Source organism: Nocardia niigatensis NBRC 100131, from assembly GCF_000308655.1.
Classification (GTDB): Bacteria; Actinomycetota; Actinomycetes; order Mycobacteriales; family Mycobacteriaceae; genus Nocardia; species Nocardia niigatensis.
In genome coordinates this window covers 15077-29654 of record NZ_BAGC01000104.1, presented here as the reverse complement: position 1 = coordinate 29654, position 14578 = coordinate 15077, and the positions used below count along the sequence as shown (strand labels likewise).

Genomic DNA, 14578 nt, shown 5'->3' with positions numbered 1-14578 from the left:
CCGGCCACGAATTGCGCTATCTGTCCGGTCCGTTCCTCACCGGACCAGTCGACAGGCAAGAGAATCCCCTCCTGGATCAAGGAATCCACCACGTCGTCCACATCGAGCGGGAACCCCTGCTCAGACGCCGCCAGAAAATATGCCAAGTCGCTCACGCCGCCAGCATACGAACGAGCATCCGACAGCTACGCAATCCCAGGTTGCTCGGACCGCTTTCGCATACGGTCGGGCGGGTCTAGGTCATGTCGTGGGTCCGCGACGAATGGACAATAGCCACCACCGCCGTCAGCGAGACGATCGTTGTCGCATAACGGGACTCATCGACGGACCGGTTCGATCAGCAGCTACGGCAGGACTCCTCACCCAGCCGCTCGACGATCCCTCGAGCCCGCTCATCGGCAATACGGACGTTCTGCGCCGCAACAGGTTCCGGCCGCCGGTGCCGAGTCCGAAGTTCAGGATGTTCACCACCATCCCCGATCGGATCCGCCGGCGCTGGCGCGCCACCGCCGACGACCTGCTCCCGCCCGCGTACCTGCGCTATCAGTGCGCCGCGATCGCCGCGGCCCACACCGATCGCACGGGTCACGTTGGGCGCTGAGCTGCGGTAGCGGGGAATCTGGGTCGCATGGCCGCCCGCGCGGGTGTGGTCGGACTACTCGGTCGATGATCGGGGTTGAGCAATCCGCGGCGCGTGCGGCGTCGAACTATCGAGCGGTGACGTAATCGGTCGAGGGGGAGTGCTCGAGTGCAGATGTTCATCAGCGGCCGGGTCAGCCACTGCGGTAGTGAGGCCCACGTCGCCATCGGTGCGCCGCGGCCGGTCGCCGGGTCCGCCCGCGGTGAGCAGGTCTGTCACGTTGAAATCCGCTGGGCCGACACGATTGTGCGGCTGCACCCGCGGCCGGGGTCCACGCGGGTGGCACTGGACAACGCGCTGGGTGAGGTCACCGAGCATCTGGGCATCGACCTGCCGGGGGCTGGGGCTACTCGCCGGGAAGATCTGGGCGTGAACCGGCGGCGTGGTCGCGGTAGTGGACTTCCTGCCATTGGCCGGGCGAGTAGTAGCGGATACCGAGCTGGCTCTGTACGACCAGGACGCCGCCGGGCTCGAACCAGAAGCGAGCTTCGTCCTCGAACACCAGACCACGGTGAGCATCGGTGTCGGTGGTGAAGAGCGTAAAACCCATGAGCGCCAGACTATCTCGAGAAATCAGCAGGACGTCTGGAACGGGAAGCACGGCTGCGGCGGGGTCGTCGGCTGTGCGGGCCCGCCGGTCGAGGTGATCACAGTCGTGTCGGCCGGCCGGGCGGTGGAGCCCATGTGGGTGAGGGTCAGCACGACCAGCAGCAGGGCCACACCACCCGCGATCACCGCGAATGCCCACAGGATCGGGATGGGCGAGGCACTGCGGTAGCCGTGGAAGTACATCGACGTGTAGCGCCCTCGCCTGGATGCGCGTCGGTCGGTGAAGCGGCCGTACCCGCTCACGTAACCCCCGCCTCTTTTTCCCCCGCGAGGATGCCGCCGCACAGCTTCAAACCCCATAAGCCGCAGTATGACCCGAGGGCCCGACACGATCGGACGGTCAGCAAGATTTCTTCGCGGACTCCGCGAGCGGTGTATGCACGTGGTTGGGGACAGGAGCAACCTCACGCTGGCACACCGGGTCCTACCCGGGGTAGTGGCGCACGACGATCCGCCCGCGATCGGAACCCGAGTATCGATCCGGTGCTCCACCATGGCGCATTGTTCTGTGTGGGTTGGCTTACGGCGTTGAAAATTCCTATCTCGCAACCAATCTCGGGCGACGAAGGGGATGCACCCAGTAGTGTTTGTTGGAGAGTTCGTGTGTGGCAGGGGGTCGCGCGGTGCCGAAGTCCAGGGGGCGCAAGCCGAAGAAGTCCATAGGTCCTCGGCGTATGTCGCCGCATCGGTCCTCGGTGACGACCGCGGCCAAGGAGATGAGTGTCGGTGCTTACCGGATCCGCCCGGCCAGAACCTCGGAGGAACTGAGCGGGTTCGAGCACTGGGCATCGATGGCGGGCGCCGGCGGGCCCAAAGTGGCGGCGCATCTGGTTCACGCGCACGAGGATGGATTCCTCGGCGCGGCTCTCCGTGATCCGGACAGCAGCCATCGGATGCTGTTGTCGGCGGTGATGAATCGTGACCTGGACGCCGTGGTGTGGGGCCGTACCGCCGCACTGGTCGCGGTCTTGGACGAGGAGGTGGTCGGTGGCGTGCTCGTCGGGCCGGCCGCGCAGTTCATCGCCGATCTCGCCGAAGCGCATGATCTCGGCAGTGGCCCGGTCATGCGAGCCTTGCTGATGACATCCAAGCTCCATCTGGTCGCGGTCGATGAGGAACATCGCAAGCACGGGCTCGGCCGGGCCCTCGTCGACGCGGCGACCTCACTCGCATACCGGGGCGGGGCTGAGATCCTATACGGCCAATTCCTCACCGAAGACCAGGGTTTGGCCGACTTCTACAGTCGGCAGGGATTTATCGTGATGCCGCCCGCGACGCCGCTGAGCTTCGCGCGCTGGCTGGACGGATTCCCGGGCGGCCCGGCGCCACTCGCCAATGAAACCTTCTTCTACCGCACCATGACCACAGACGGCTACTGAGTGCGTCCGATTCCCAGCTAGTCTCCAGCCTGTTCAGAGCCACGGCCATGTAGTAAACCCACTGGGGCGCAACGGATCTCGTCCACTGCCAGCCCGAAAGCGAAGGGCGACACGGGGCGCGGAAAACTGATCGCGTGATGTCGGTGGCGAGGCGGATGATAACCGTGTGAGTGAATCTCAAGCTATCGCCGAGGAGTTGTTCGAATCGCTCCGACGGCACGTTCTGATGGCGCGCCTGGCCCCGGGCGGGGGCGCAGTGTTCGCGATCACGAAGATGCGGCAGTCGTATTCGGTGAGCCGCTACCGGCCGCTGTACATCGACTTCGCCCACCCGGTCGACGGGATACACCTAACGACGGAGCCGGGTTTATCGACGATCCAGATCGACAATCAGACGATGCCGTTCGGGCCGGGCGGCGAGTACCACAACTGGTTCAACCGGGCCTGGATCCCGTCGTTCTACGAGGAGTGGAATGCCCACTTCAAGCCTCGATTTGCCCCGCTACTGGGGAAGACCAGCCCGGACGACGTCAAGATCGGCTACTTCGGGGACCTGCGCCTGATCCGCAACGACGTCATCCACCACAAGGGGAAGGTCATCGAGGGGCATCGCGAAAAGTGCTTCGTGCTGAAATGGTTCGACAAGGGCGAGGAAGTGATCCTCGATCACGCTCGGTATGCGGAGCTGTTCGAGCAGTTTCCGTGGGCGAAGCTCGGTGCCGCTGTCCCCGCCCCGCCTCCACCTGCTCCCGTGGATACCCGCCTGGGGGCGACCCCCTACGAAGTCCTGCAGCAAGTGCGTCGCAATCCGGGGGCGTTCTTCGGGCAGTAACGCCCGAATGCGACGCACACGGCCCTCGCCCTGGCCCTGACTTGCGGCCGGTGACACGATCCTTACCGACACCCCAGCACTGCGGCGCGGGCGGAGCGGGGTGGAAGTCAGTGCCGCCACCCAGGCCTGGCCTCGGGGATGGGTGCCGGGGGCGGCGGTGGGGTACCGGTGTAGCGGACCGACCCGAACAGGTAGCGGGCCGCGGTGAACGCTTCGCCAGCGGTGCGGATCGGCCCGGACAGCCGACGTCCGCCGTCGATGAGTTCATAGGTGAACCCGGGTGCGTTGAACAGGCGCGTGGTTTCCTCGTCGGCGTACCAGCGGCCGTCGGCGAATCGCACCCAGCGTTCGCAGTGGCGCGCCCGCCAGATGACCCACTCGTTGCGTGTCGTCATTCGCGATCATCCTGCGCCCACAACTCCCACGACCGACCGACAGACGTGTCACTGGCCCAGTGTCACCCTCTCTGTCACATCGGAGGCTTCTCGCGCAACCCTGAGGCGCGCATGTTTTCGCAGTATCGGCAGCCGGTCCCTCATTTCCGTGTGCGAAACCGGACCCTGCACGAGTCCGGTCCGGGGGTAGTGGCGCAACCGGCCGGAATCCGGCGCTAACGCAGTGATGCCCCGCCGACGAACCCGACGCCTACCACCCGCGCCTGGACATCGACTTCACCTCCGATCCACGTCGACGGCCCGTCCTGGTGCCCGAGCTGGCCAGGCGCGTGTGGACGAGAATCTCATGGAGCCCTGGGCCCTGTCCGATGGCTGCTCGCGGGAATCGGGGGTCACAGCAATCGGTCGACCAGCCTGTCGAGGTAGTCCGGGGTGAGCGGAACCATGTCGAACAACACGCGGATGTACATCGGGGCCAGGATGTGATCGAGCACGTCGGTTGCGTCGAGCGCCTGCTCGCCACGGTCGCGGGCGCGGTCGAGCATGGACTGTATCTGCCGCGTGCGGTCGGCGCGAAGACTGTCGGCAGCCTGCAGGCTCTGCCCACCGTTTCGGGATAGGGCGAAGGCCAGATGCAGCACCACCGGGCCGTCGGGTCCGGTGATCTCGCGCGCCACCTGGGCCGCGTAAGCGCGCAGGTCGCCACCGAGGCTCCCGGTGTCGGGCATCGGTGACACTGCGTTGAGGCGGGCGAGCGTCACCTCGCTGAGCAGGGTTTCCAGGCTGCCCCACCGGCGGTAGATGCTGCTGTCGGCTACGCCCGCGCGGGCTGCGACGTCACCGACGGTGAAGTTGCCGTAGCCGCGCTCGCCGATCAGGTCGATAACGGCCTGGTGGACCGCCGCGCCGACGCGCGCGGTACGCCCGCCGGGCCGCCGGACTCGCTGTCGCTCGTTCACGCCCTCCACCTTAACGCAGTTAAGGATTGCGTTTGCGTGGCAGTATCTCTATAGTCCCCTAACGCAGTCACCGACTGCTTTAGCTTGCCCAGGTGCTCGCCATCCGCGTCAACCTCGGCCGGGCGCAACTAACGATTGAGAGGAATACTCTTTGGCTCCGTCGCATACGGCCGTAGGCAGTCGATCACGCCGGGTCGTGTTGCTCGCGGTGACTGGCCTCGGCCAATTCATGGTCCTGCTCGACAACACGATTGTTGGAGCAGCGCTGCCCGATATGCAGCACCGGCTGCACACTCAGTTGACCGGTCTGCAATGGATCGTCGACGCGTACGTGCTGCTGGTCGCCATGCTGCTGCTGTCGGGCGGCATCTTCGCCGACCGGTTCGGACGCAAGCGGGTGTACCTGACCGGTGTGGTGGTGTTCACCGCCGCGTCGCTGCTGTGCAGCCTCGCGCCCTCACTCGGCTGGCTGATCGTCGGCCGCGTGCTGCAGGGCATCGGGGCCGCGGCGCTGGCCCCCGCCTCGCTGGCACTGCTCGCCGCCGCATATCCCGTTCCGCAAGAACGCGTCAAGGCGATCGGGCTGTGGGCCGGACTCAGCGGAATCGGTCTGGCCGCGGGCCCGGTGGCCGGTGGCGTACTGACCGATGCCTTCGGCTGGCCCGCCATCTTCCTGGTGAATCTGCCCATCGGCGCGATCCTGCTGCTGGTCGGTCTGCGCAGCCTCGAGGAGACCCGCAATCCGAGCGTGCCCGCGATCGACATCCCGGGCACGGTGCTGTCGGTGCTGGGCGTGGGGACGCTGACCTACGGGCTGATCGAGGGCGGTGCCCGCGGGTGGACGTCGCCGCTGATCCTGGGCAGCTTCGCCGCCGCGGTGATCCTGCTCGCCGCCTTCGTCGCCGTCGAAACGCGCAGCTCCGCACCGATGCTGCCGCTGCGGCTGTTCGGTCAGCGGCTGTTCACCGTGTCCAACACCGCCATGGTCGTGGTGGGGTTCGCGCTGATGGGTTCGTCGTTCTTCTTCTCCCAGTTCTTCGTCTACGTCCAGGGCAGCTCGATCCTGCGCGCCGGGCTGCAGACCCTGCCGGTATCGCTCGCCATGGTGATCGTCAGCCCGTACGCGGGCCGACTCGCCGCCCGGCACGGCTTCCGGATCGTGGTCACCATCGGTTTGGCCCTGGCCGGTCTAGGTCTGCTGGCGCTCGGCATGGTGCACGCCGACACCGGCTACGAAAACGTGTGGTGGCGGCTGGGAGTCGTCGGCATCGGCTTCGCGCTGACCCTGTCCCCGCTGACCGGTGCCGCTATCCAGGCGGTCAGCCCACAGGAGGGCGGTCTCGCGTCGGGTATCAGCAGCACCACTCGACAGATCGGTGCGGTGCTCGGCGTGGCGGTACTGGGAGCCATCGTGCGCGCCCGGCAATCCGGCGGCGCTTCCTTCGAGGCCGGCCTCGACAGCGCCTTCGTCGCGGCCGGCGCGATCACCCTGGCCACCGCGGTGTTCACCGGGCTGTGGCTGACGAGGTCCGAACTCGCCCGAAACCCCACGGCGTCACAACATTCCAGCGACCCGGACACGGTCACCGCCTCGAACGTGGTCGCAAACAGCCGTTGACCACAACAACCTACCCACAGCCACGAAGCGACACCCGGTGATGCCCGGCCTCGGTCGGCGTACCCGCCGTCCACATCAACCGATCAACAAAGGATGTGCTTTGCGCAAGCTCGTGTACTTCATCGCCTCCACCCTCGACGGTTTCATCGCCGGACCCGACGGCTCCGACCCCTCCGGCCCCGGCGGCTTGGGGTCCCGGTAGTTTTCGCGGAATAAACAACGAAGTTGGCTTGACCAGCACATTCGACGCTCGCACACGGCAGTTGGGCCGCGATATCCGTTGCCATCCAAAGGATTAGGGCATATCCGCCCGATCTTCGGCGAAAACTCCTGGTACCCGGGTAGTCGGCACGATCGGTCAGGACCACGCTCCATGTCGTCACCGTCCGGGCCTGCTGTGGAGCCGAATACCTGCCAGCTCCATCACTTGTGGGGTCGATGCGCCTGCTCGCGCCCATCCTTCGGACACCGCAATCCGGACATGCGTGCAGGCGCATCGCAACACCACCGCCCGAACGCTCGTCCGGTTTGCGGTGCCAGGGTGCCCGACATCACCGCTGGTCAAGCCATTGTCGTTGTTTTCCGCACGATTACTACCGCGACCCCGACGCGGACCTTCCCGGGGTCCCGGGCTGCCCAGGAGAAGCCGAGGGGGTGCTGCCTGCTACGGCGTCGGAGCCGGGTGAGGGTACTGCTTGGGTTGGATCGTCGGGACCGGCAGCGTGGTGAGCTGCTCGTACGGGAGTTCGCGCAGCTCGTCGACCAGCAGTTCGCGGCGCCGCTCGAATTCGGCTACGACCCAGTCGAAGGCCTCTTGCGCCAGTCGATGCAGATTCGGAACCGCTGTCGGATCCGAGAGTTGATCGGCATTCAGGTGCAGTTAGTGACCATGAGCATGCAATCAGGCCGTGCACCTCACATCGAACAACCGATTCGCCTGCCGGCGACAACCTTTGGTTGTGTGCCGGTCCAACACGCACTTTTCGCGGATTCGGTGCTGGGCGACGCTACTTCGGTTGCTGGAAGCCGCCGATCTTCTGCTCGAGCAGTTCGGCCAGCCGCAGCGGCGTGCGGTCCTCGAACATCGGCCCGATGAGCTGGACGCCCACCGGCAGCCCCTCCGGTGAGAGACCCGTGGGTATGGCGGTGGCGGGCAGGCCGGGCATGGTCGCCACGCCGGCCCAGACGAGCTGGTCGCCGAACGGGTATGCGGCGCCGTCGATGTCGATCCGCCGCTGCCCCATGTCGGCGGTGTGGTCGTGCGGGAACGCGGGCGTCGGCGTGATGGGGCAGACCACCGCATCGAATTCGGCGAAGAGCTGCCGCCAGCTCTGGCGGTGGAATTCGCGGCGGGTGTTCGCCTCGATCCAGTCGCGATGGCTGAACGCCGCGCCGCGCACCCATGCCACCTCGGAACCCTGTGCGTCCGCGGGCAGTGCGGCGGCCGCGGCCCGTGCCTGCTCATATTGCTCCGCGGGCATGCGTGCCGCGAGGTTCGAAACCAGCAGATGCGTGTAGAGGGTCGCGGCGTCGGCGAGATCGGGCAGCAGCGGACTGCGCCGTTCGACGCGGGCGCCCTCCGCGGTGAGCGCGTCGGCGACTCGGTTCAAACCGGCCCGCACCGCGGAACCGGTCGGAATGAGCGGGTGCTCGTCGACGATGAGGACGCGGAAGTCCGACAGCTGCTCGTGGCGAGCGGGCGGCAATGCCAATTGGTATGCGACGCCGAGGGTCAGCGGATCCGGGCCGGCCATGACGTCGAACAGGAGCGCGAGGTCACGGGCTGTCCGCGCCATGGGACCGACAACGGCGAGGTCGATTTCGGCGGGCAGTGCGGGAGCGGGCGGCGGGACCATTCCGCGCGTCGCCGCCAATCCGAGGGTGGGCTTGTGTGCGTAAACGCCGCAGAAATGCGCGGGCGTCCGCAGTGAGCCACCGATGTCGGAGCCGATGGACAGCGCACCGAATCCGGCCGCCAGCGCCGCCGACGATCCACCGGAAGAGCCACCCGGCGACCGGCCGAGGTCCCAGGGGTTGTTCGTGGTGCCGTAGATCTCGTTGTAGCTCTGCAGGTCTTGCAGCATGAACGGCACGTTCGTCTTTCCGAGAATCACCGCACCGGCGGCCTCGAGCCGCGTCACCTGCACCGCGTCCTCGGCCGGTACGAAGTCCTTGAACGCGGGCATCCCCCAGGTCGTGGGCAGCCCGGCCATGTTGTAGGACTCTTTGACGGTCACCGGAATCCCGAGCAGGGGCCGATCCTCGCCACCGGCCCGGGCCTCGTCGGCTCGCCGCGCGGCTGCCCGCGCCCGTTCGAAGTCCGGCACGCAGATCGCGTTGATGGCCTTGTCATCCCGCTCGATTCGGGCGATGGCCTCCTCGGTCAATTCGACCGAGGTGACCTCGCCGGCCCGCATCGCCGCCGAAAGGTCTTCCGCCGCAGCAAAACTCCATTCCATTTCATCAACCCTACCGACAGGCGGCCGGTAGTCGCCCCATGATTTCTGCGCCGAGGGCCGCCAAGCGACGATGGTTCGTATGCCAGACCCACTACGGCTCGGTCTCGGTGGCTACTACGACTCGGGCATCCAGCGTTGGCCCGGAGCGGACCTCATCCTGTCCGCCCAGGGCTGCCTCATCCTCGCCGACCACGTCTCTCCGACGCCGGAACAGATCAGCGAGTTCGAGACCGCTGAGGCGCAATTCGCCTGGCTCGGGGAGCGGTAGCACGGGATTCCGTTGTGGCCGGCGCTGAACGACTTCACTGTGCTCGGTGTGCTGAAGCTCGAGCGACGCCGCAGCGTTGCCGTACTGGGCGGCGGTTGATTGCTGGTCGATAGCCCGCCTAGCAGGGCGGATTGGCATACACTTGCGCTGCAAGGGCGTTCGGGTCGTTATCGCGGTTCGGATGTGGGTAACGGACCCGGGGGTGAGGGTGTTGGCGCAGCCCATTCGGGTGTTCATGACCGGGTCGGAGTGGTTTGCGGCCGCTCATGGGGGACTCAATCGGTATTTCACGGATTTGCACGGGGCGCTCGGGCGTGATGATCGAATCAGTGTTGAGGCAAGGGCTTTCGGCGACGGGCCGGGCGGGGCGGGGTCGTGGGGGCCTGTCGGCGGGTCGACGTTGAGGCGGGCGCGGACCGCGTTTCTGGATCGGGGCGGGCTCACTCGCGACACCGTGATCGACCGGCATTTCTGCCTGTACGGGCCTGCGGCGGTGGGAAATCCGCTGGTGGTGCACTTTCACGGGCCGTGGGCGGCGGAGAGCCGGATGGCGGGAGAAGGTGCGCGGGCGGTGCGGGCCAAGCATCTGATCGAGCGGCTGCGGTATGCGCGGGCGGATCGGTTCATCGTGCTCTCACACCATTTCGAAAAGTTGCTGGTGCGCGACTACGGGGTGCGGGCGGACCGGGTCCGGGTGATTCCGCCGGGTGTGGATCTGGAGCGTTTCACCGCCACGGAGCCCGAGGCCGACACCGGGATCGTGCTGTGCGTAAGGCGATTGGAGAAGCGGATGGGCATCGACGTGCTCATTCGCGCCTGGGCGGCGGTAACGGCCCGGCACCCGGACGCCCGGTTGGTCATCGTCGGAACCGGCACCGCTGAGGCAGAACTGCGGGCGCTCGCGGCCGGCCGGCCATCGATTCGATTCACCGGCTCGGTGTCCGACACGGAGCTCACCGACCTGTACACCCGGTCCGATCTGACCGTTGTCCCTTCCCTGACCCTGGAGGGATTCGGCCTCATCGCCCTGGAATCGCTCGCCGCCGGACGCCCACCCATAGTGTCCGATTGTGGCGGATTGCCCGATTCCGTACGGGATTTGGATACGACACTCCTCGTCCCCCCGGGCAATGCCGAGGCGCTCGCCGCCCGCATCGTCGAAGCGTTGGACGGCACCCGGCCCGCAACCAAACAGTGCCGCGCGCACGCTGAGACCTTCTCCTGGGCTGCCGCGGCCGGGCGGCACCGAGACCTCTACGCGGAGCTCGTCGACTGATGGCACCGTTGAAAGCCGTGTTCCTGGCGCACACCGCGGCACCCTCGGGAGCCGAACTGGCGACACTGCGCCTGGTCTCGGCCATGCCCGCCGGGCAGACCGCGGTCCTCTACACCGAGGACGGCCCGATGCTGCGGCTGATGGCCGCACGCGATATCGAAACCCGCGTGGTCACCAACAGTTTCGACTCCCGTGCCATGACCATCGACAAGGCCGGGATCCGCAGCCTGCTCGTCGGCGCGACCGGCCTGCTGCGCCTCGGGTGGACGCTGGGCGCGGCCGTGCGCGAACTGGACGCGACGGTGCTGGTCGCCGGCAGCACCAAGGCCATGCTCATGGGCGCGGTCGCCGCCCGCCGCGCGCGGGTGCCGCTGGTCTGGCATGTGCACGACCGGATTTCGCGCGATTACTTCGGCCGTGTACTCGCCACGATCATCCGACTGCTCGGCTGGGTCGTCGCCCGAGGCGTGATCGCCAACAGTCGAGGCACCCTCGCCTCGCTGTACACCTGGCGACGAGCCGCTATCGTCGCCTACCCGGGCGTCGAGTTCCCCGCCGCCGGCGAGAGCGCCGCAGGCGCTTCCGCCCCGCCCGCCACCGAATCAAGTCACCCCGCACCCGACCGCCCGGCGACCAATCTCGCTCCGCCCCACCCCGCGCCCGATCCCGAATCGCTCCGGTCCGCAACGGACTCTGAATCCGCTCGTCTCGCACCCGATTCCGACCGCCGCCACGAGCCGCGCCCACAGGAACAGCGCCCCGCCGCCGAAACGATCGTCGCCGTAGTCGGCCGCCTCGCCCCCTGGAAGGGCCAGGACCTGTTCCTGCGTGCCCTGGCCGACGTGAAAACCCTGCCCCGCGAGGTCTTCCTGGTCGGCGGCACCTTCTTCGACGAGGAGCCCTACCGCGCCGAACTGGAGGTGCACGCCACCGCCCTCGGCCTGCCGGTCACCTTCACCGGTCACGTGGACGACCCGGAATCCTATCTGCGCCACGCCGATATCCTCGTGCACTGCTCGGTGCTGCCCGAACCCTTCGGCCAGGTGGTGGTGGAGGGCATGCGGGCGGGCTGCGCGGTCATCGCCACCCGGCCGGGCGGCCCGGAGGAGATCGTCGAACCGGGTGTGAACGGCCTGCTGGTGACCGCCGGTGATCGCGCGGGCCTCACCCGCGTTCTGGACACCCTCATCGCCGATCAGGAACTGCGCATCAAGCTGGCCGATGCCGCACGCGTCCGGGCCCGTGATTTCGACGTCGCCGAGTCCGGCCGGATCGTGACCGAGTTCCTGACGCTGCTCACCCGAAAGCGGTGGCGGCGTGGATGATCCGACCGATCCGCAACCGGTCTACGACCCGCCCACGGTACGGATGGAGGCGCTCGGCACACTGGGCCGGCTACGGCAGCGCCGCCACATGCGGCACAGGATTCCCGAGGTCGACCGGCATGCCTCCGCCTTCGAACACGATGCGAACCGCGATGCCGGCCCCGCCGGTCCGCGCCATGGCCGTACCGCCCCGAACGGCCATGGAAACGGCGGCGGCCGCGCGATGTCGTTCAACGAGACCCGGGCCGCCCGCTACGCCGCTCCCTCCCGCGGTCCGGTGCTCCCCACGTTCTACGGCGATCCGATCGAGCCGCCCACCGTGCGGCTCCCGATCGTCCGCCCGGTGCGCGACGCCACCGGCGCCTACCGACCGGATACGCCGGACGACGAATCGTTCACCGACACAGACCATTCGCACGCCCAACATCGCAAATCCTCATCGTCCGGTCTCGGTGGTATCGGCAGCATCGTCCGCGATATCGGACTGGTGACCTTCGGCAAGTACGGCCAATACGTCATCACCCTGGTCACCGTCCCACTGCTGGCCCGCATGCTGGGCCCGCACGGCACCGGTCTGCTGGCCATCGGCATGTCGTCCTATTTCATCGGGTCGCTGGTGGTGGATCTCGGCGTCACCTCGTTCCTGGCCGCCAAAGTGCCCGAAGACGATCCGGGCCACCTCGAGGTGAACCGTTTGCGCGGTACCTACCTGGCCATTCGCGCCACGACCCTGACCCTCATCGGCGTGGCACTGCTGGCCGGCCTGGTGGTCGGGGTGTCCCCCAAACTCCATATGGTGCTGCTGGGCCTGTTCGCCGGTGGCTTCTGGTCGGTCTCGGAGGACTGGCTCCTCATCGGCCAGGGCCGATTCGGCAGCTCCACCATGTACCAAGGCGTCGGCCGCATCGGCTATCTCGGCCTTCTACTCGGGCTGCTACCGCGCTTCCCCAGCGCCACCATGGCCGTGCTGTGCCTGCTGATCTCCTCGATCGCCACCGTCACCCTCACCTGGTGGGACTCGTTCCGCAAGTTCGGACCGCCCGCCAGGCCCTACGGCGTCCGGGCCGTACTGCGTATGGCAGCACCGATTTTCACCTCCCGGCTCCTGGTCACCGGCTACGGCCAGGGTTCGGCGGCGATCTACGGCGCGGTGCTGGAGGCGGCCTCGCTGGGTCTCTACTCCGCGGGCGACCGCCTCGTCCGGGCCATCCAGTCCACCCTGGACCCGATCGGCTTCGCCCTGCTCCCCCGCATGGCCCGCCGCAGCACCCATGAGCAGTTCTGGCGCAATCAGATCCAGATGCTGATCGGCTGCGTCACCCTGGCCTGCCTGGCGGTGGTCTGCGTCTGGGTGATGGCCCCGGTGCTCATCCACCTCATCTATACCCATGATTTCGACGGGGCCATCCCCATGCTGCGCGTCGAAATCCTCATCCTGCCCGCCACCACCATCACCTCGTACGTGACCACCGCCGTACTGCCGGTCAAGCAGGACACCATCGGCGTGCTGATCGGCGCGATCATCGGTACCTGCGTCGCCGCGGTGGCGCTGGTGGTCGCGGCCCGGACCGGATCGGTCTGGTCCCTCGTCCATGGCACCGTTTCCGCGGAAGTCGGCGTCGCGCTGTGGTACATCATCCGGGTGCGGTGGCTCATGGTCCGGGAACGGGCCGGCCGCGATGGGCCGGCCGATCCGGCCACCGCACTGCTCACCGAGGGGGATTTGGCGTGAAAGTGCTTTTCGTCGGCGATGACTGGGTGGGCAGTAACGCGCGCTCGCTCGCCGACGGATTCCAGCAGGCGGGCCACGAGGTGGTGGTGATCGACACGACCTCGGTCACCCTGCCCGCGCGACTCTCGCCGCCGTGGGTGTACTCGAAGCTCGCCCATCGTCGTGCACCCTGGGATATCGAGGCCCTGCATCGCGAGATCGACAACGCCGCTCACGAATTCGCGCCCGACCTCCTGCTCGCGTTCAAATCGGTCCACCTCGACCAGCAGCGGCTGCTGAGCGCCCCGGCCGGTCTGCATGTGCACTACAGCCCCGATGACGTGTCCAATCCGTACAACACCAGCCCGGAATACTTGGCACACGAGGCCGAATGGGACCTCATCGTCACCACCAAACGGCACAATGTTCCCGAGCTGGCAGCCCGGGGCGCCCGGAACGTGAAATTCGTTCTCAGCGCATATGATCCGGCGCTGCATCACCTCACCGCCCGTCGCACCGTCCGCAACTATCTGGTGGGTTTCATCGGCGCGGTGCGCCCCGACCGGCAGGACCTCTTGATCTCACTGGCGCGGGAACACCACGGGGACATGCTGTTACGCGGTCCGGGCTGGCGGCGCGTGCGCGCGCTGTGGCAGACCGGCGTCGATGTCGGCGGCGCGGTCTACGGGGAGAACTTCTCCACCGCGGTCGCCGCGGTCACCGCGAACCTGGTGCTGCTCAACTCCGATAATCGCGACACCCACACCTGCCGCACCTTCGAAGTACCGGCCGCCGGTGGGCTCTTCGTCGGTGAGCGCACCGACGAGCACGCCGAACTGCTGCAGGACGAGGCCGAGTGCTACCTGTTCTCCGGCCCGGCCGAGCTCCGGGAGATCCTGCGGCGCTGTACCAAGTATCCCGATCAGGTCGCCAAGGTCGCGGAGGCAGGGCATCGCCGCATCGTGACCGAAGGCCACCGGTATGTGGACCGCGCCCGCGAGATCGTCGACGCACTGGCATGAACGGCCGGGGCCGCATCCGGCCGCACAGCGTAGCCGCGCGACGCTCCGCCCAGACCCGAATGAGCACGGTGGTTACGGCGCGCCG

14 protein-coding genes and 1 pseudogene are annotated in these 14578 nt (G+C 67.4%); 10 read left to right on the top strand and 5 right to left on the bottom strand.

Going from position 1 to position 14578, the window contains the following annotated elements; genetic code table 11:
• Window positions 1-460: 460 nt before the first annotated feature.
• Window positions 461-601 carry a hypothetical protein gene (locus ON33_RS41810; RefSeq protein WP_157184811.1) on the top strand — a complete coding sequence of 47 codons (141 nt, stop codon included), beginning with the start codon at window positions 461-463 and terminating at the stop codon, window positions 599-601.
• Window positions 602-986: 385 nt separating this feature from the next.
• Here the strand turns inward: ON33_RS41810 and ON33_RS31490 are convergent, their stop codons facing one another.
• Complete coding sequence (locus ON33_RS31490; RefSeq protein WP_040862785.1) at window positions 987-1190, bottom strand: hypothetical protein; 204 nt, start codon at window positions 1188-1190, stop codon at window positions 987-989.
• Window positions 1191-1213: 23 nt separating this feature from the next.
• Complete coding sequence (locus ON33_RS31485) at window positions 1214-1492, bottom strand: hypothetical protein (protein WP_157184810.1); 279 nt, start codon at window positions 1490-1492, stop codon at window positions 1214-1216.
• 452 nt (window positions 1493-1944) lie between these two features.
• Here ON33_RS31485 and ON33_RS31480 point away from each other — a divergent pair, with 452 nt between their 5' ends.
• Both ON33_RS31480 and ON33_RS31475 read left to right on the top strand, forming a co-directional pair.
• Window positions 1945-2628, top strand: a complete 684-nt coding sequence (locus tag ON33_RS31480) for a GNAT family N-acetyltransferase (protein ID WP_157184809.1) — start codon at window positions 1945-1947, stop codon at window positions 2626-2628.
• Window positions 2629-2854: 226 nt separating this feature from the next.
• Window positions 2855-3460 (top strand): hypothetical protein, encoded by a 606-nt coding sequence (locus ON33_RS31475; RefSeq protein ID WP_040862782.1) that lies wholly within the window; start codon window positions 2855-2857, stop codon window positions 3458-3460.
• A gap of 107 nt (window positions 3461-3567) precedes the next feature.
• On the opposite strand, the gene ON33_RS31470 is transcribed toward ON33_RS31475, so the two are convergent.
• Entirely contained in the window at window positions 3568-3855 is a 288-nt protein-coding gene (locus ON33_RS31470) for a hypothetical protein (protein ID WP_040862781.1), read from the bottom strand.
• Window positions 3856-4247: 392 nt separating this feature from the next.
• On the bottom strand, window positions 4248-4814 hold the full coding sequence (locus ON33_RS31465; protein WP_040862792.1) for a TetR/AcrR family transcriptional regulator: 567 nt from the start codon (window positions 4812-4814) through the stop codon (window positions 4248-4250).
• A 208-nt stretch (window positions 4815-5022) separates the two neighbouring features.
• Between ON33_RS31465 and ON33_RS31460 the strand changes: the two genes are divergently transcribed.
• Both ON33_RS31460 and ON33_RS44290 read left to right on the top strand, forming a co-directional pair.
• Window positions 5023-6432, top strand: coding sequence for an MFS transporter (locus ON33_RS31460; protein ID WP_085996871.1), 1410 nt, complete (start codon window positions 5023-5025; stop codon window positions 6430-6432).
• A gap of 100 nt (window positions 6433-6532) precedes the next feature.
• Window positions 6533-6610, top strand: a pseudogene (locus ON33_RS44290) (dihydrofolate reductase family protein); the annotation flags it as partial.
• An 829-nt stretch (window positions 6611-7439) separates the two neighbouring features.
• On the opposite strand, the gene ON33_RS31455 reads toward ON33_RS44290, so the two are convergent.
• Window positions 7440-8891 (bottom strand): amidase, encoded by a 1452-nt coding sequence (locus ON33_RS31455; RefSeq protein ID WP_040862779.1) that lies wholly within the window; start codon window positions 8889-8891, stop codon window positions 7440-7442.
• Window positions 8892-8970: 79 nt separating this feature from the next.
• On the opposite strand from ON33_RS31455, the gene ON33_RS31450 reads away from it, so the two are divergent.
• The 5 genes from ON33_RS31450 to ON33_RS31430 all read left to right on the top strand — a co-directional run bounded on the left by ON33_RS31450 (window position 8971) and on the right by ON33_RS31430 (window position 14493).
• Complete coding sequence (locus ON33_RS31450; RefSeq protein ID WP_157184808.1) at window positions 8971-9159, top strand: hypothetical protein; 189 nt, start codon at window positions 8971-8973, stop codon at window positions 9157-9159.
• 235 nt (window positions 9160-9394) lie between these two features.
• Window positions 9395-10435, top strand: coding sequence for a glycosyltransferase family 4 protein (locus ON33_RS31445; protein ID WP_040862791.1), 1041 nt, complete (start codon window positions 9395-9397; stop codon window positions 10433-10435).
• Window positions 10435-11760 (top strand): glycosyltransferase family 1 protein, encoded by a 1326-nt coding sequence (locus ON33_RS40145; protein ID WP_040862777.1) that lies wholly within the window; start codon window positions 10435-10437, stop codon window positions 11758-11760. The genes ON33_RS31445 and ON33_RS40145 overlap by 1 nt, the downstream gene beginning before the upstream one ends.
• A 457-nt stretch (window positions 11761-12217) precedes the next feature.
• On the top strand, window positions 12218-13492 hold the full coding sequence (locus ON33_RS31435; protein ID WP_040862790.1) for an oligosaccharide flippase family protein: 1275 nt from the start codon (window positions 12218-12220) through the stop codon (window positions 13490-13492).
• On the top strand, window positions 13489-14493 hold the full coding sequence (locus ON33_RS31430; RefSeq protein WP_040862776.1) for a CgeB family protein: 1005 nt from the start codon (window positions 13489-13491) through the stop codon (window positions 14491-14493). Before ON33_RS31435 ends, ON33_RS31430 begins: the two co-directional genes overlap by 4 nt.
• Window positions 14494-14578 lie beyond the last annotated feature (85 nt).